We start from the raw sequence: 16,240 nt of genomic DNA, 5'->3' as shown, positions 1-16,240 counted from the left end.
GGAAGCGCTTATCTGGCTAATGCGCTGCACGGACGGCCGATGCAAGCCCGGCCTGCCGCCTTTCGGTCACCGACTGTCGAGATGCATTTTGGTAAATTGGACGTTAACCGCCGTACCCGGCCCAGCACGCCATAAAGTCGCCTCCCCACCCCCGATGATAAGCCACAAACTTCCGTCCGGGCTGGCGCAGGCTGCATCGGTGGCGGAGGGTGAGGCAACACCCGATGGATGGGAATGATAGTGGCCGATGATCGCAGGGCCACCCGATCGGGTAGCACGATAGGCCGCGATCAGGGCGGTCGGATCCAGCTCGAAATGACGGGCCGGATCAGCAGCGACATTGGCAGCCGGGATGATGGCTTCTATCTGGCTTGCCGTGCCTAGCAGCAGGCCACACACTTCATGCTGGTCGGCCGCTGCCAGGGCCACGATTTGTTCCAACAGCGATCTTGAAATTCCTACAATCATTCCTACATCCGTAACCAATGGTTCCGGGGATTTCCATCATCGAAGCAATTATCAGCGAGGCGCAGGACGGGTTGCGGCTCGATCGTGCACTGGCGGACCTTTTGCCAGACTTGTCGCGTGAACGGATCAAGGGTTTGATCAGCGACGGGCAGGTGGCATCCGCACAAGTTTCGAAGATCAACGCATCCATGAAAGTGGCTGTCGGTCAGAGCTTTACCGTCACCCTGCCCCCGCCGGTGCCGCTGGACACCGTGGCACAGGATATCCCGCTGACCATCGTGCATGAAGATGCCGACCTGATCGTGGTGGACAAGCCGGCCGGGCTGGTCGTTCATCCCGCCGCCGGCAATCTGGACGGGACGCTGGTCAACGCACTCCTTCACCATTGTCAGGGACAGCTATCCGGCATTGGCGGCGTGGCCCGGCCGGGCATCGTGCATCGCATCGACAAGGATACGTCGGGCCTGCTGGTCGTCGCCAAATCCGACAAGGCGCATGAAGGGCTGGCCCGGCAGTTCAAGGATCATAGTATCGACCGGCTCTATGCCGCGATCGTCTATGGCGTGCCGGTCCCCGGTTCCGGCACGGTGGACGCCTGGGTCGGTCGGTCCGACGCTGATCGAAAGAAGATGGCGGTTCATCGGGAAGGTCGGGGCAAACATGCCGTGACCCATTATCGCATGGTGGAACGTTTGCAGGGCGCGGCGATGGTCGAATGTCGGCTGGAAACGGGCCGTACGCATCAGGTTCGCGTCCATATGCACCATATCGGACACCCCTTGATCGGTGATCCGGTTTACGGTAGAGAAAGAAAAGGTTTCAAATCAATACTGGAAACGCTGGGTTTCAAAAGGCAGGCATTGCACGCCAAAAGCCTGGGGTTCATACATCCGGTAACGAGCGAACGGCTTATGTTTCAAAGTGTATTGCCCGGCGATATGCAGGAACTGTTAAGCCAGCTCCACGTATAGGTTCTGACAAGTTTGCGACGGTGCAGGACGCCTCTTCTGGGTCCCGCCGCGCATGAAAGGGAAAGGTAACGACATGGCCAAGAGCAATGTCCCGGCGGTTCCGGCACTGGGCGGTGAAGCCAGCCTCAACCGCTATCTCTCTGAGATCCGCAAGTTTCCTCTGCTGACGCCTGAGCAGGAATATATGCTCGCCAAGCGCTATGAGGAGCATCAGGATCCCGAGGCGGCCGCACAACTGGTCACGTCGCATCTGCGCCTGGTGGCGAAGATCGCGATGGGCTATCGCGGCTACGGCCTGCCGGTCAGCGAGCTGATTTCCGAAGGCAATATCGGCCTGATGCAGGGCGTGAAGAAGTTCGAGGCTGAGCGCGGCTTCCGTCTGGCGACCTACGCCATGTGGTGGATCCGCGCTTCGATTCAGGAATTCATCCTGCGCAGTTGGTCGCTGGTCAAGATGGGCACCACCGCGTCGCAGAAGAAGCTGTTCTTCAACCTTCGCCGGATGAAGAACAATATCGAAGCCTTCGAAGATGGCGACCTGCGCCCTGAGGATGTGACCAAGATCGCGACCGATCTGGGCGTGTCCGAGGATGACGTCGTGTCCATGAACCGCCGCATGGCGATGGGCGGCGATACGTCGCTCAACGTGCCGATGCGCGAAGATGGCGAAGGCCAGTGGCAGGATTGGTTGCAGGACAATGATCCGTTGCAGGACGAGCGCGTCGCCGAGGAACAGGAAAAGACACAGCGTCATGAGATGCTGGTCGAGGCGATGACCGATCTGAACGATCGCGAAAAGCATATCCTGGCCGAGCGTCGTCTGGCGGAAGAACCCAAGACGCTGGAAGAGCTGAGTCAGGTTTATGGCGTGTCGCGCGAGCGTGTGCGCCAGATCGAGGTGCGCGCTTTCGAGAAGCTGCAAAAGGCGATGATGCGCATTGCCGGCGATCGCCTGGGTAAGATGGCGCGTTTCGCGCTGGCCTGATCGGTTGGATAGAGTGACAGAGGAAGCCCCGGAGTGATCCGGGGCTTTTTTATTGTCCGGGCTTCGCGGGCGGGTGTTGGTTAACGAGCTTGATCGTCCCTGAACGCAACGGCAGGAGCATCCCTCTCCTTCCCCGATACCGGAATTAAAATGCAGAAGTTTCTAAGACTTATAATCGTTCTTTTGGTCGGCATCACAGTCATGTTTGGCGGGCGCTGGTATGCCTATGTCGCGCATGCGGACAGTCCCGATGATGAGGTTGGCATTGCGCTGAATGGCTATATGCCCGCATCGTTGCGCAACTGGGGCTGCCACAAGATGCAGGCGCGCTTCGCCGACCAATTGCCTCCGCATGGTTGCGCAGGGCCGGATGGACGTAGCTGGCTCTGATCGAAGCGCCTCTCGGAGCGGTAGGTCTTAGAGCTGCTGCTCCATTCCGAGACTATCACCTCCGTAGGTTCCGCCCCCAGCCACGGCTGTGAAGCCGTTGCGGACCCAGAAGGCGTCCGCGCCATTGACAGCCGTGAGCGCGATCCGCGCAAAGCCGCCCCGTCTCGCCTCATCCCGCACGATCCGGATCGCCGCCTGTGCCGCGCCACTCCCCCGCGCATCGGGTAGCAATGCGAGATCATGGAGATAATAATGATCGGCAAATCCGGGTAGCGCCTGTATCAGAAGGTTCAATGCCGGCGGTTGGGTGCCTGCCCAAGGGTGGCTGATCAGATAGCCTGTCGCCTTGCCATCCCGTTCCAGCAGCCAGCAACCCGCTGGATAGAGTTGCAAGCGCTCGACATAGACGGCCGGCTGTTCGGTATAATCACCGTGAACGGCATCTGAAATGGCCGTGACGGCCGGAATGTCAGCCGCAGCCATGGGACGCCAGTCGCTCATGCCGGGACGTCCAGCGCGTGGCGGGCGGCCGCGAGTATCTCGTCGGACAGTGCCAGATCGGCGACGCCGCGCGCCAGCACCATGGCGCCGACCATCTGCGCCATGCGAGCCAGAGCTTCCTGCCGATCCATGTCCGGCGCGGACTGTTGCAGAATAGTAGTCAATTCCTCAAAACCCTGACGGAAGGCACCCGCCAGGTCGCCGCCGCGGCGGGCGGCATCCGGTCCCAGCGCGATCAGGGCACAGCCGGTTTCCGGGGCGTCGCGGTTACGGGCGCTGAGATAATTGGCGGCGATGGCAGTGGGCGCATTACCCTCCCCAGCTTCCGCCGCGACGGTGCGCCAGCGCGTGGCGCTATTGGCGAGCGAGGCGGCGCAGGCTTCTGCAATCAGCGCATCCTTCGATCCGAACTGGTTGTAGAAACCGCCATGGGTGAGGCCGCATTCACGCATCACCTCGCCTATGCCAACACTATCCACGCCGCGAGCGCGAAACAGACGCGATGCGGCATCCACTACCTTCTCGCGATTGCGTGCAGCCTGATCGCGACTGACCTTCATATCCGGCTCTCCTATATTGGCCTCTTGACCTTATATATGATGCTCATCATTTAACGCCAGTCCGATTGTCACCCGAAGGGGGAAGTTGATGCTGTCGAACCTTCTTGCACGCCGCCTGTCCGCGCGGAACATTCATTATGGCTGGGCGGTGGTCGGCGCGACCTTCCTGACCATGCTGGTGGTGGCGGGCGCGGTCGGGGCGCCGGGCGTGTTCATCATCCCGTTGCAGAAGGAATTTGGCTGGAGCGCGGCGGATATCAGCGGCGCTCTGGCCATCCGTTTCCTGCTGTTTGGCGGCATGGGGCCGTTTGCCGCCGCCTTCATGAACCGCTTTGGCGTTCGGCGGATGATGCTGATTTCGTTGTCGATCGTGATCGGTGGACTGCTGCTGTCACTGGGCATGACGCAGTTGTGGCAATTGGTGCTGCTGTGGGGCGTGGTGATTGGGCTTGGCACCGGCATGACTGCGATGGTGCTGGGGGCGACGGTGGCGACACGCTGGTTCGGACAGCGGCGTGGGCTGGTGATGGGATTGCTGTCGGCCAGTACAGCGACCGGACAACTGGCGTTTCTGCCGCTGCTGGCGGGACTGACGGAGGCCCATGGCTGGCGCATGGCGCTGTTGCTGGTGTGCGGGTCGATCGTGGTGGCCGGGATTGCGGTCATCCTGTTGATGCGGGATCGGCCGTCCGACCTTGGTCTGGCTCCCTATGGCGAAAGCGAAGTTCAGGCCGTCCCGCCCCAACCCGCCAGTCTGGGCGCGCTGCTGGTCATGCCGATCCAAGTGTTGCGCGATGCAGCGCAGGTGCCGACCTTCTGGATCCTCTTCTTTTCCTTTTTCGTTTGCGGCGCCAGTACCAACGGTCTGATCCAGACCCATTTCATCGCCATGTGCGGCGATTATGGGCTGGCGGCAGTGGGCGCCGCGTCGATGCTGGCGATGATGGGTTTCTTCGACTTTTTCGGGACGCTGGGATCGGGCTGGCTGAGCGACCGGTTCGATAATCGCTGGCTGCTGTTCGTCTATTACGGCCTGCGCGGCCTGTCCCTTCTCTATCTGCCGTTCAGCGACTTCTCGCTCTACAGCCTGTCGCTCTTCGCGGTCTTCTACGGCCTCGACTGGATCGCGACCGTGCCGCCGACGGTGAAGCTGACGGCGCAGCGCTTCGGCCCGGAGCGAGCGAACATCGTCTTCGGCTGGATCTTCGCCGGGCATCAGTTGGGCGCGGCCAGCGCGGCGCTGGGCGGTGGTTTGGCCCGCACCGCCTGGGCCAGCTACATGCCTGCCTTCATCAGCGCGGGCATCCTCTGCCTGATCGGTGCGGCCATGGTACTGTTGATCAACCGCGATCAGCGGCGCGGAACGCTCGCGACCGCTTGATACGGGTAAGGCGGGCGCGCTACCAACGGGGGTATGAAAGCTCCCACCGCATCGCCCCGCCGCCGCGCCCGTTGGATCATGATCCCGGTCAAGATCCTGCTTGGCTTCATTGCCCTGTCGCTGCTGATGGTGGCGATCTATCGCTTCGTGCCGCCGCCGGTGACGCTGACGATGCTGTTCGATCCCAATGGCATCACCAAGGACTGGACCAGCCTGGACGAGATCGACCCGGACATGGCGCGGGCAGCGATCGCCGGGGAGGATGGGAAGTTCTGTAGTCATCACGGTTTTGATGTGGATGCCATCGCCAAGGCGGCGATCCACAATGCCAGCGGTGGGCGCATTCGTGGCGGATCAACCATCAGCCAACAGACCGCGAAGAATGTCTTCCTGTGGCAGGGCGGCGGTTTCGTGCGCAAGGGGCTGGAAGCCTGGTTTACCGTCCTGATCGAGGCGATCTGGGGCAAGAAGCGGATCATGGAAGTCTATCTGAACGTCGCGGAGACGGGGATCGGCACCTATGGCGTGGAGGCCGGATCAATCCGTTATTTCCATCATGGTGCGGGCAAGATGAACCGGGCCGAAGCCGGGCGGATCGCCGCTGTGCTGCCGCTGCCTAAGAAGCGGGCGGCCGTGGCGCCAAGTGGCTTTACCCGCCGCTATGGGAATACGATCGCGGCACGGATCGGCGTGGTCCAGCGGGACGGGCTGGATAGCTGCCTGCGTTGAGTGGCGCCTTAACTTCGCACATTTCCCGCAGATTTTGACATGAAGTTGCGCTGGCCTGATCCTATCGGAAAGCGGCATAGGCAAGGATAGCTGGAAACGCGGGAATAGGACAGCGGGATGGCAGGCCACGAAAAAGGGCGGGGATTGCTCCCCGCCCTTTCTTGTTTGTGGTGTCGATCGACTTTTAGAAGCCGATGATCAGCGAGGCGCTGATCGCGCGCGGCGAACCGAAGTTCACGAAGGCCGACGAAGAGCTAGCCAGCGTGTCCAGACCGCCGCTGAACGAGCCGACATAGAATTTGTCGAACAGGTTGCTGACGTTCAGCTGGATCGCGCCCTTTTCCATACCGAGGCTGGCGAGCGAGTAGCGCAGGTCGATGTCGACGACGGTGTAGGCACCGAACTTCGCACCGGGTGCGATGATCTTGGTACCCGCCGTGCCATCAGGATTGGTGATGGCCACCGACTGCACTTCGCCGTTGATGTCGTTCATATAACGCGAGCTGGTCTTCTTGGCCTGCACGCCCATGGTGAAGTCACCGAAGTTACCCTGCAGGCGGCCACCGAACAGGTACTTGGGTGCGCTGCGCTCACGCTTGCCGGCAGTGCGAAGGTAAGCGACGCCGTCCTGAATGTAGCACAGGCCGGCCAGCGCGATGTCGCTGGTGGCGGCGCAGCTGCCGGTCACAGCGTCGTTCTGGATTTCCGACTTGATGTACGAACCGAACAGATAAGCCGTCACTTCCTTGATCGGGCTGTACGAGATGCTGCTGTCGATGCCGTACTTCTTCACAGGACCCAGGTTGGTATCGGTACCGTTGCCGTCGATGTCATAAGCGGTGACCAGACGGTTCTTATACTTTGAATACCAGCCGGTGATCGCAGCCTGCACCTTCGACGAATTGTAACGGATGCTGGCGTCGAAGCTGTCCGAGGTTTCAGCAACGCGATAGGCCGATTCGCTGTCCGCCGGGAAGACGAAGGCATTGTAGAGCGCGTCGGTGCTGGGCACCGAGATGTTCTTGGCATAGCTGCCCGCGATGCTGATTTCCGGCGTGATCTTGAAGGTCGCGCCGACGTTCGGCAGGAACTTGTCATATTTCAGCTTGCGCGCCTGCGGCAGAGCCGAACCGGTCGCCTTGCCCGTGGTCGCGTCATAGCTGTACGGGTGGGTCGCGATATAATCGGCGATCTGGTCGGTCGGGACGCAGTTGACGAAGCCGCCCGAGCTGGTGGTGAAGCAGTTCTGGTTCAGCTCGCGCTTGAAGAAGGGCAGACGACCACCGATGAGGACGGTGAGCTGGTCTTCAAAGAATTGGCCACGATATTCGCCAGCAATCTGATTGAGTTCGGCGATCGACTTGCGGTCACGCTTTTGCAGGACGTTGCCGGCAGCATCGGTGATCGGATCGTTGATCGGGAAGACGTCGAACGGCGTGCCGCCCTGGTCCAGGAAGCCGGCAGCGCCGGTCTGGCGGTGACGGGCGCGATCGTAGCTGTACGACAGGCGAACGCGGTGGGCGTCGCTGATTTCGTAGGCGAGGTTCGCGATACCGACCCAGCGGCGGGTGTTGGTCTGGCTGGGCTGAAGCACGGTGACACGGCCGAGCACGCCGTCGCCGTTCAGGTCGCGGCCGAAGTAGAAGCTGCCATTATAGTTGCCGGTACCGGTGAAGCCGGTCGCATCGGTGAAGAAGGTTTCGTTGGCGCTGGTGGTGCCGCCGCCATTGGCCTTCACCCACTGATAGGCGCCATCGACCGAGAAGGTCAGGCGTTCGGTCAGCGTGAACTTCGAGTTCAGGCGGACGTTGCCGGTGTTGGACGGATTGAAACGGCGCTCAAATTCGGTACCGCAGGTGTTGGGTGTGCTGGTTTCGCTGACATTGCAGGGATAGCCACCGCCGGTGGCAGTGTTGCCGATATTGTAGAAGCGGCCCGATTTGTCGCCGGTGATGGCGTTGGCGCGCAGCGGCGAACCACCGAAATTGTTGCGGTTCTGGTTGTAGTGGCCGGCGATCGAGATGAAATCGCCATTATCGCCAATGTCCTGCCAGATCTTGGCGTTATACTGCTGCTTCGACACCTTGCCATAATTGGCGAAGGCCGCATCGTTGCGCAGACGCGAGGCCGAGAACCAAGCCTTGGTGCCATGGCCGGTCAGGTCGCCGGTGTTGATGACGCCGAACATGCGGAAATAGGGGCGATCGCCCGCGCCATCGGCGAGGATATTGCCGTAGCTGGCGCTGGCCAGGACACCATATTCGTCGCTCGGCTCCAGCGTCTTGATGTTGACGGTGCCGCCAACCGCCGCAGCGGTGGGGCTGTCGACGTCTGTCGAGCCCAGGTTGACGTTGACGTTTTCGATCAGTTCGCCATCGACCTGCTGGTTGGTGTAAACCGCATAGTTGCCCGAGTCATTGAGCGGGATACCGTCGAAGGTCTGCGAGATGCGGTCCGAGCTGAAGCCGCGGATGGTGAAGCTGCCGCCCGACGAACCCCAGGGGTCGTTGTTGGTGAAGCTGACACCCGGCACCAGGTTGATGATTTCGTTGATGGTTTGACCGGGGCGCTGTGCCTGGATGATTTCCTGACCCAGCACGACCTTCGCCTTGGGCGAGTCGGGGATCTTGATGCCGGCGACGCCCTGATTGACGGTTGCGCCCGTTACGACGATCGTGTCGAAGTCGTCCGAACCGGTCGACTGTGCGAATGCGATGGCGGGGCTGGCGACGGCGATCATCGCGGCGCTGCCCATCAGAAATTTCTTCATTTGACCCTTGTCCCTTTTCAAGAGTGGCGCGAGCCACGCCTCTTAAACCTGTCTGCTCTTTCAAGCCGGCGCCGCTCTTGGCGGCCTCTGGCGACGGCCCTGTGATGCGTCGATTGCAATTTTGTTACAATGCACCCACAGGACTGTCACATTCCTCTCCTGCCCCACCCGCTCAGGCTTCGGGACGACCCGCCTTTGATGATAATTTATTGAAGTTTCATGACAATTTGTCGGCGAGGCGCACTAGTTTGACACTGGTGCAATTTTGCAACGCAGCAGGAATTTTTGTGCAGCGCACGCAAGCGTAATGAAAAAGGGCCGGCGATCGCTCGCCGGCCCTTTATTTCATACGGGTAGAATGGGTCAGGTCAGGCGGCGTCTTCGGCCCGCTTTTCCTTTTCGCTGAACACCCGAATCGGTTCCTTGGTCCCGGCGACGACATCCTTGTCGACCACCACTTCACCAACGCCCTGCATGGACGGCAGGTCGAACATGGTGTCCAGCAGGATCGCTTCGAGAATGGATCGCAGGCCGCGCGCACCGGTCTTGCGCTCGATCGCCTTCTTCGCGATCGCGGTCAGCGCATCGTCGGTGAAGCTGAGTTCGACATTCTCCATGTCGAACAGCTTGCCATATTGCTTGACCAGCGCGTTCTTCGGCTCGACCAGGATCTTGACCAAAGCGGTCACGTCCAGATCTTCCAGCGTCGCGATGACGGGCAGACGACCGACAAATTCGGGGATCAGGCCGAATTTGAGCAGATCTTCCGGTTCACTCTGACGCAGCAATTCGCCGGTCTTGCGTTCTTCGGGCGCAGCGACATGGGCGCCGAAACCGATCGACTTGGCTTCGAGGCGATCGCCGATGATCTTTTCGAGGCCCGCAAAAGCGCCGCCGCAGATGAACAGGATGTTGGTCGTATCGACCTGCAAGAATTCCTGCTGCGGATGCTTGCGGCCGCCCTGCGGCGGAACCGAAGCGGTGGTGCCTTCCATGAGCTTGAGCAGCGCCTGCTGCACGCCTTCGCCCGACACATCGCGGGTGATCGACGGGTTCTCCGCCTTGCGGCTGATCTTGTCGATTTCGTCGATATAGACGATGCCGCGCTGCGCCTTCTCGACATTATAGTCGGACGCCTGAAGCAGCTTGAGGATGATGTTTTCCACATCCTCACCGACATAACCGGCTTCGGTCAGCGTGGTCGCGTCGGCCATGGTGAAGGGCACGTCGAACGTCTTGGCCAGCGTCTGCGCCAGCAAGGTCTTGCCGCAGCCAGTCGGACCGACGAGCAGGATGTTCGACTTGGCCAGTTCCACCTCACCCGGCTTGGAGCCGTGGTTGAGGCGCTTATAATGATTGTGGACGGCAACCGACAGCACGCGCTTGGCGCGCTTCTGGCCGATCACATAATCGTCGAGCACATCGCAGATTTCCTGCGGGGTGGGCACGCCGCCATCCTTCTTGCCGACAAGACCGCCCTTGGTCTCCTCGCGGATGATGTCGTTGCACAGTTCCACGCATTCGTCGCAGATGAACACGGTCGGTCCTGCGATCAGCTTGCGCACCTCATGCTGCGACTTCCCACAGAAGGAGCAGTAAAGTGTGCTTTTCGAATCCGAACCGGTAAGCTTAGTCATTCGCCATTCTCTCTTCCCCCCCGCTTTACGTTCACCATAACCGCGTTCGGTGAGGGATTTTCTGGTCCAAAGGCCATTCTAGACCGCGGCGCGCCCGTTCCACAAGGGTAGAAAGTGACGCGACGCGGTAAAGATTGTCTTTAAGCCTCGCTTGTTTCCGCCGCGACCGGGCGGCGATCGAACACTTCGTCGACCAGACCGAACGCCTTGGCTTCGTCCGCTTCGAGGAAAGTGTCGCGGTCCATCGCCTTTTCGACCGCTTCCAGCGTCTGGCCGGTGTACTTGACGTACAGGTCATTGAGACGGCGGCGGATGCGCAGGATTTCCTTGGCCTGGATCTCGATATCCGACGCCATGCCCTGCGCGCCGCCGGACGGCTGATGCACCATGATGCGGGCATTGGAGAGCGCGATGCGCTTGCCCGGTTCACCCGCCGCGAGCAGGAAGCTGCCCATCGAGGCGGCCTGACCGATGCAGACGGTGCCGACCTGCGGACGGATATATTTCATCGTGTCATGGATCGCCATGCCGGCCGTCACCACGCCGCCGGGCGAGTTGATGTACATCCAGATGTCCTTCTTCGGATTTTCCGATTCGAGGAACAGGAGTTGGGCGACGATCAGCGAAGCCATGTGATCCTCGACCTGGCCGGTGACGAAGATGATCCGTTCCCGCAGCAGGCGCGAGTAAATGTCGAAGCTGCGTTCACCGCGGTTCGACTGTTCGATGACGATGGGGACCAGGGCGGCCATGGGATCGGTCATGATATCGGTCATTGTGCTCTTTCAGTCTGGTGCTTTTGCCCAGCCCCTACATCGGCACAAAAGGCGAATGGTTCAAGGGGGAAGGCGTTACCGCCTTCAGGGCAGGAGTGAGGATCAGTCGCGGCGGCCGTAGTCGGATGGCGCGCGGAAGGCGAGATAGGCAAGGCGGCGGACTTCGCGACGACCGCGCACGACCGTGTCGAGGATAAGCCCGCACATGGCCGACAGGGTCGCCAGGATCATCACGCCGGTGACCAGGATCGCGGTGGGGAAGCGCGGGACCAAGCCAGTGTGGAGATAGGTGACGATCAGCGGCGCGGCAAGGCCAAGGGCCAGCGCCGCAAGGAAAGCCGCGATGATGCCGAAAAACAGGATCGGCCGTTCGATGCGGTACAGGGTGATGATCGTGCGCAGGATGCGAAAGCCGTCGCGATAGGTGCTGAGCTTGCTCACCGAGCCTTCCGGGCGGGCGCCATAGGCGGTCATGACCTCGGAGACGGGCATGGCGAGTTCCAGCGCGTGGACGCTGATTTCCGTCTCGATCTCAAAGCCGGCGGAAAGAACCGGGAAGCTTTTAACGAAGCGGCGCGAGAAGACGCGGTAGCCCGAGAGGATATCGGTGAAGCTGCGGCCGAACAATTGCTTGAGCAGGCTGGTCAGCGCCCAGTTGCCGAAGCGATGGCCACGACGATAGGCTTCCTCCACCTGATCGCGGCGGCAGCCGACGACCATGTCCAGATTATCCTCCAGCATGGCAGCGATCATCTGGGGCGCGGCGGCGGCCTCATAGGTCGCGTCGCCATCGGCCATGATGTAGATATCAGCGTCGACGTCGGCAAACATGCGGCGGACGACATGGCCCTTGCCCTGCTGCGTTACGCGGCGGACAATGGCCCCTGCTCCGGCCGCAAGGTCACGGCTGCCGTCGGTGCTGTTATTGTCGAATACGTAGATATCGGCGGCGGGCAGCGCGCGGCGAAAATCCTCCACCGTCTGCACGATCGCGCCGGCTTCATTATAGCAGGGCAGGATGACCGCGACGCGCGGTGCCGCGACGGCCGTTTCGCTATTCACTGCGGGAAATTCCTTCATCGCCTCTCACGCCCTGCCTGATCGTCCGGACGGCATGGCGCATCATCCTTAACATTTCATCTGCCATGGCCATTCTGCAAAGAAAAGGCCGCCATAAATGAAAAGCGCCCGGGCTTCGCGGAGAAGCCGGGCGCTCATCATGTCGGCAAGGACAGGCTTATTCGGCCTTGGCGGCAGCCTTCTTGGGAGCAGCCTTCTTCTTGGGCTTCTCCTCGGCGGCGGCGTCTTCTGCCACGGCGTCGTCCTTCTTGGCGGCGGCCTTCTTGGGCGCAGCCTTCTTAGGGGCTGCGTCTTCAGCGGCGTCGTCGGCCTTCACCTCTTCAGCGGCGTCCTCTGCCTTCTTCTTAGGCGCAGCCTTCTTCGCCTTGGGCTTTTCATCGCCATGGTCATGGCCGCAGCCGGGACCGTGGACGTGGGGCTTCAGATCGCCATCTTCGGCTTCGATCGCGGCTTCCAGTTCCTCACGGCTGACGGCACGGTCGGTGACTTCCGCCTTTTCGAACAGGAAGTCGACGACCTTGTCCTCATAGAGGGGCGCGCGCAGCTGAGCAGCGGCCATCGGATCCTGACGAACGTACTGGACGAAGCGTTCGCGGTCCTGCGGGCCGTACTGCTGGGCCGCCTGCATGATCAGACGGTTCATTTCCTGATCGTTGACGACGACGCCATTGGCCTGGCCGATTTCCGAGAGGAGCAGACCAAGGCGGACGCGACGCACGGCGATGGCGCGATAGTCTTCCTTTTCGGCTTCCATTTCGGCGATCGCGGCGGCCGGATCTTCCTCATGGGTCGCTTCATGCTGAAGCTGCTGCCAGATCTGGCTGAATTCGGCTTCCACCATGCTGGGCGGCACGTCGAAATCATGGGCAGCGGCGAGCTGGTCCAGCAGCTTGCGCTTCATGTAGGTGCGGGTCAGGCCATTATGTTCCTGCTCGATCTGGCCCTTGAGCAGTTCCTTCAGCTTGTCCAGACCTTCCAGACCCAGCGACTTGGCGAATTCTTCATCCACCTTGGGCTTGTCGGCGTTCAGGATCGACTGGACGGTGATGTCGAATGTCGCGGCCTTGCCGGCGAGGTGCGCGGCACCATATTCCTCAGGGAAGGTGACCTCGATGGTCTTTTCCTCGCCCTTCTTCACACCGGTCAGCTGCTCTTCGAAGCCGGGGATGAACTGGCCGGCGCCGATCTTGAGGTTCACGCCTTCGGCCGAACCGCCTTCGAACGCTTCACCATCTACCTTGCCGACGAAATCGATCTTCAGCGTGTCGCCGTCCTTCGCCTTGTGGCTGGCGGCATATTCTTCGAGCGCGCCCTGCTGGCTGGCGATGCGGCCGGCGGCTTCATCCACCTGCGCGTCTGCGACTTCGGCGGTCAGGCGTTCCAGCTTCAGACCCTCGATGCTGGGCGCAGCGATTTCGGGCAGCACTTCCAGTTCGACTTTGACCTCGGCATCCTTGCCGAATTCGAAGCCTTCGTCCAGCTCGACCGAAGGCTGCATCGCGGGACGCAGCTTCTGGTCGGCGATCAGCTTCTGGATGCTTTCCTGGATGCTATTGTTCAGGGCGTCGCGCTGAAGCGATTCACCGTGCATCTTCTTCACGAGGTTGGCAGGCACCTTGCCGGGACGGAAGCCGGGCATCCGCACCTGCGGTGCGATCGCGGCGACTTCCTTTTCGACGCGGGCGTCGATGTCCTTCGACGTGATGGTTACGGTGTAGGCGCGCTTAAGGCCCTCGTTCAACGTCTCGACAGTCTGCATCTCTTCTCTCAAACGCTTTCTTCAGCTGAATTTCGGTGGCGTCGCCGCAGGCGGCGTCTGGTGCGGGCGAAGGGACTCGAACCCCCACATCATACGATACCAGAACCTAAATCTGGCGCGTCTACCAGTTTCGCCACGCCCGCATCGGTCGCCGGTCGGCGCGGCATAGAGAAAAGCGCGGTAAGAGGCAAGCTATAGTGGCACGCCCTGCGGAACCGCGATGCGGCCCGAACGTAGGTCCGATAGATTACACAGGAGAGACAGACATGGCCACTCGCCCCGATCACGATCCCGACGGCATCCCCGCGCCTGACCGGATCGAGCCACAGTCGCCCGACGAGATGCCGCCGCCGACCACTCCGGCGGAAACGCCGATGACGCAACCGGACGAAATCAGCCCTGTGGGCCCGGATTATGACCAGCCCGACAGCGCCCCGACCGAGTTGCCGCCGCCACCGGATTAAGGAGCGCGGATCGCCCAGCAAAGGATTGCAGGGACATAAGTGTGCGCTCGCGGCAACATATCCACAATTAATTTGCGATCGCGGGAACCATTTTGGTTGTTTGCCGAAAAATGACCCTTGGGTGGCTGGACAGGCCCCTGCATCCATGATTGAAATATGTCATCGAAAAGACAAAAACATAAATAGTGGAGAGGCGCGGCTGACAAAATAAGGGGGTCATCGTGCACAGGGTTCGCGCTAAACTGGACTGGTTCAAGACGGTTATCCTGCCACAGGAAGCCGCCCTTCGTGGCCGCCTCCGCAGAATCCTGCCATCCACCCATGAACTGGAGGATATGGTCGCAGAGGTTCTGGCCCGCGCCTATGCCACGGAAAATTGGGAGAATGTGACGACAGGCCGCGCCTATCTGTTCACCATCGCCCGCAATCTCGTCATCGACACGGCGCGGCGCAACAAGGTGGTCAGCTTCGAAACCATCGCCGATCTGGAATTGCTGGGTGGCGAGAATAATATCGAAGCGCAACTCCATGCCCGCGAAGCGTTGCGCCAAGTAGAGGCGATCGTCGAGTCGCTGCCGACCCAATGCCGCCGCGTATTCATTTTGCGCCGCATCCATGAAAAATCGATGCTGGAAATAGCGGAGGAAATGTCTCTATCCGTTTCTACTGTTGAAAAACATCTGGCCAAAGCCATCGCGATAGTTATGCGGGCCTGGGCAGAACGTGAGGAAACGGACTTCGAGCGTGCAGGCGTCGGGACCAGGTTCGAACAGCGGCGACAGGGACGCGATCGAGGCGCAGGCCGCATGCCTGCTAGCCCGGCTTAACAACGACCCCAGCCCGCAAGACGAAGCAGATATTTGTGCCTGGATCGAAAGCGATCCGCGCCATGCCGTCGCCTTCGCCCATGCCGAAGCCGCATGGGAGGCCGCCGAGCGGCTGAAAAGTGCTGCCGCCGACATCACGCTGCCACCAATGGCCGCGATCGTCAGCGAGGAACAGCAGCGCCGCCTGTCGCGCAACATCATGATCGCCGCCGCCGTCGCGGTGCTTTTCTTCATCGTCGCCGCGATCGTCACCGTGCGCACCTTCAGCGGCATCGACCGCTATCAGACCGCCATCGGTGAATTGCGCGACATCGCACTGGACGACGGGTCCATCCTGCACCTCAACAGCGACAGCGAAGCGGAGGTTCGTTTCACCGGCAATGGCCGCAAGGTGCGGATCATCAAGGGCGAAGCGTCGTTTGATGTCGCCCATGACCAGAAGCGCCCCTTCGATGTCGAAGCCCGGTCGGCGGTGATCCGCGCGGTAGGCACCGCCTTCAACGTGCGGATGCGCCCGTCCGTCATCGAACTGACGGTAACGCAGGGCACGGTGACGGTCCATTCGGGTGGAAGCACGGCGCAGAAGGTCAAGGCCGGCAGTGGCGCCGTGATCCAGCCACGCACCATCGCCCTCACCCATCTCGGCCCCAAGCTGGTCGACCAGCGCACGGCCTGGCGCGAACAGATGGTCGAACTGGACGGCGAAACGATCGAGCAGGCGGCGGGCGAGTTCAACCGCTATCGCGCGACGCCGATCCTGATCGGCGATTCGCGGGTGTCGGCGCTGCGTATCGGTGGACGTTTCCGCATCAACGACAGTCGGGAATTTCTGTCGGCGCTGCAACTGAGCCTGCCAATCCGCGCGGTTCATGGCGAGGATGGATCGGTGATGCTGCTCTATCGTGACGACGAACCGGCAGCACTGGCGGCCAACTAAGCCAT

General features: G+C 61.1%; 16 protein-coding genes and 1 tRNA gene. 8 read left to right on the top strand and 9 right to left on the bottom strand.

What is annotated here, in order from left to right; translation table 11 throughout:
* Window positions 1–66 precede the first annotated feature (66 nt).
* Entirely contained in the window at window positions 67–468 is a 402-nt protein-coding gene (locus RQH62_RS15625; RefSeq protein WP_311269662.1) for a M67 family metallopeptidase, read from the bottom strand.
* Window positions 469–485: 17 nt separating this feature from the next.
* On the opposite strand from RQH62_RS15625, the gene RQH62_RS15620 reads away from it, so the two are divergent.
* The 3 genes from RQH62_RS15620 to RQH62_RS15610 all read left to right on the top strand — a co-directional run bounded on the left by RQH62_RS15620 (window position 486) and on the right by RQH62_RS15610 (window position 2,814).
* Window positions 486–1,439 (top strand): RluA family pseudouridine synthase, encoded by a 954-nt coding sequence (locus RQH62_RS15620; protein WP_311269661.1) that lies wholly within the window; start codon window positions 486–488, stop codon window positions 1,437–1,439.
* Between the two features lie 73 nt (window positions 1,440–1,512).
* The gene (gene rpoH, locus RQH62_RS15615; RefSeq protein ID WP_311269660.1) at window positions 1,513–2,424 is read left to right on the top strand and encodes an RNA polymerase sigma factor RpoH; all 912 of its coding nucleotides are present in this window, start codon (window positions 1,513–1,515) and stop codon (window positions 2,422–2,424) included.
* 183 nt (window positions 2,425–2,607) lie between these two features.
* Complete coding sequence (locus RQH62_RS15610; protein ID WP_311269659.1) at window positions 2,608–2,814, top strand: hypothetical protein; 207 nt, start codon at window positions 2,608–2,610, stop codon at window positions 2,812–2,814.
* Between the two features lie 27 nt (window positions 2,815–2,841).
* Here RQH62_RS15610 and RQH62_RS15605 read toward each other — a convergent pair whose 3' ends face one another.
* Both RQH62_RS15605 and RQH62_RS15600 read right to left on the bottom strand, forming a co-directional pair.
* Window positions 2,842–3,315: a GNAT family N-acetyltransferase gene (locus tag RQH62_RS15605; RefSeq protein WP_311269658.1), complete on the bottom strand. Its 474-nt coding sequence runs from the start codon at window positions 3,313–3,315 to the stop codon at window positions 2,842–2,844.
* On the bottom strand, window positions 3,312–3,875 hold the full coding sequence (locus tag RQH62_RS15600) for a TetR/AcrR family transcriptional regulator (RefSeq protein WP_311269657.1): 564 nt from the start codon (window positions 3,873–3,875) through the stop codon (window positions 3,312–3,314). Before RQH62_RS15600 ends, RQH62_RS15605 begins: the two co-directional genes overlap by 4 nt.
* An 88-nt stretch (window positions 3,876–3,963) precedes the next feature.
* Here RQH62_RS15600 and RQH62_RS15595 point away from each other — a divergent pair, with 88 nt between their 5' ends.
* Together RQH62_RS15595 and mtgA are read left to right on the top strand one after the other, a co-directional pair.
* Complete coding sequence (locus tag RQH62_RS15595; RefSeq protein WP_311269656.1) at window positions 3,964–5,256, top strand: MFS transporter; 1,293 nt, start codon at window positions 3,964–3,966, stop codon at window positions 5,254–5,256.
* Window positions 5,257–5,289: 33 nt separating this feature from the next.
* Window positions 5,290–5,985: a monofunctional biosynthetic peptidoglycan transglycosylase gene (mtgA, locus tag RQH62_RS15590; RefSeq protein WP_311269655.1), complete on the top strand. Its 696-nt coding sequence runs from the start codon at window positions 5,290–5,292 to the stop codon at window positions 5,983–5,985.
* A gap of 184 nt (window positions 5,986–6,169) precedes the next feature.
* Here mtgA and RQH62_RS15585 read toward each other — a convergent pair whose 3' ends face one another.
* The 6 genes from RQH62_RS15585 to RQH62_RS15560 form a co-directional block, all read right to left on the bottom strand.
* A complete protein-coding gene (locus RQH62_RS15585; RefSeq protein WP_311269654.1) occupies window positions 6,170–8,755 on the bottom strand; it encodes a TonB-dependent receptor domain-containing protein in 2,586 nt (861 codons plus the stop codon).
* A gap of 368 nt (window positions 8,756–9,123) precedes the next feature.
* A complete protein-coding gene (gene clpX, locus RQH62_RS15580; RefSeq protein ID WP_311269653.1) occupies window positions 9,124–10,392 on the bottom strand; it encodes an ATP-dependent Clp protease ATP-binding subunit ClpX in 1,269 nt (422 codons plus the stop codon).
* A gap of 140 nt (window positions 10,393–10,532) precedes the next feature.
* Window positions 10,533–11,168: an ATP-dependent Clp endopeptidase proteolytic subunit ClpP gene (clpP, locus tag RQH62_RS15575; RefSeq protein WP_311269652.1), complete on the bottom strand. Its 636-nt coding sequence runs from the start codon at window positions 11,166–11,168 to the stop codon at window positions 10,533–10,535.
* 102 nt (window positions 11,169–11,270) lie between these two features.
* Window positions 11,271–12,248: a glycosyltransferase family 2 protein gene (locus RQH62_RS15570; RefSeq protein WP_311269651.1), complete on the bottom strand. Its 978-nt coding sequence runs from the start codon at window positions 12,246–12,248 to the stop codon at window positions 11,271–11,273.
* A gap of 157 nt (window positions 12,249–12,405) precedes the next feature.
* Window positions 12,406–14,007 (bottom strand): trigger factor, encoded by a 1,602-nt coding sequence (tig, locus tag RQH62_RS15565; protein WP_311269650.1) that lies wholly within the window; start codon window positions 14,005–14,007, stop codon window positions 12,406–12,408.
* Window positions 14,008–14,065: 58 nt separating this feature from the next.
* Window positions 14,066–14,150: transfer RNA gene (locus tag RQH62_RS15560), tRNA-Leu, on the bottom strand.
* A 123-nt stretch (window positions 14,151–14,273) separates the two neighbouring features.
* On the opposite strand from RQH62_RS15560, the gene RQH62_RS15555 reads away from it, so the two are divergent.
* The 3 genes from RQH62_RS15555 (at window position 14,274) to RQH62_RS15545 (ending at window position 16,235) form a co-directional block, all read left to right on the top strand.
* Window positions 14,274–14,471 carry a hypothetical protein gene (locus tag RQH62_RS15555; RefSeq protein WP_311269649.1) on the top strand — a complete coding sequence of 66 codons (198 nt, stop codon included), beginning with the start codon at window positions 14,274–14,276 and terminating at the stop codon, window positions 14,469–14,471.
* A 221-nt stretch (window positions 14,472–14,692) separates the two neighbouring features.
* Window positions 14,693–15,298, top strand: a complete 606-nt coding sequence (locus tag RQH62_RS15550) for a sigma-70 family RNA polymerase sigma factor (protein ID WP_311269648.1) — start codon at window positions 14,693–14,695, stop codon at window positions 15,296–15,298.
* The gene (locus RQH62_RS15545; RefSeq protein WP_311269647.1) at window positions 15,216–16,235 is read left to right on the top strand and encodes a FecR domain-containing protein; all 1,020 of its coding nucleotides are present in this window, start codon (window positions 15,216–15,218) and stop codon (window positions 16,233–16,235) included. Before RQH62_RS15550 ends, RQH62_RS15545 begins: the two co-directional genes overlap by 83 nt.
* Window positions 16,236–16,240 lie beyond the last annotated feature (5 nt).

It is taken from the genome of Sphingobium sp. WCS2017Hpa-17 (assembly GCF_031843765.1).
GTDB lineage: Bacteria > Pseudomonadota > Alphaproteobacteria > Sphingomonadales > Sphingomonadaceae > Sphingobium.
The sequence above is the reverse complement of the archived record's forward strand: the minus strand, read 5'-3'. Positions and strand labels throughout refer to the sequence as shown.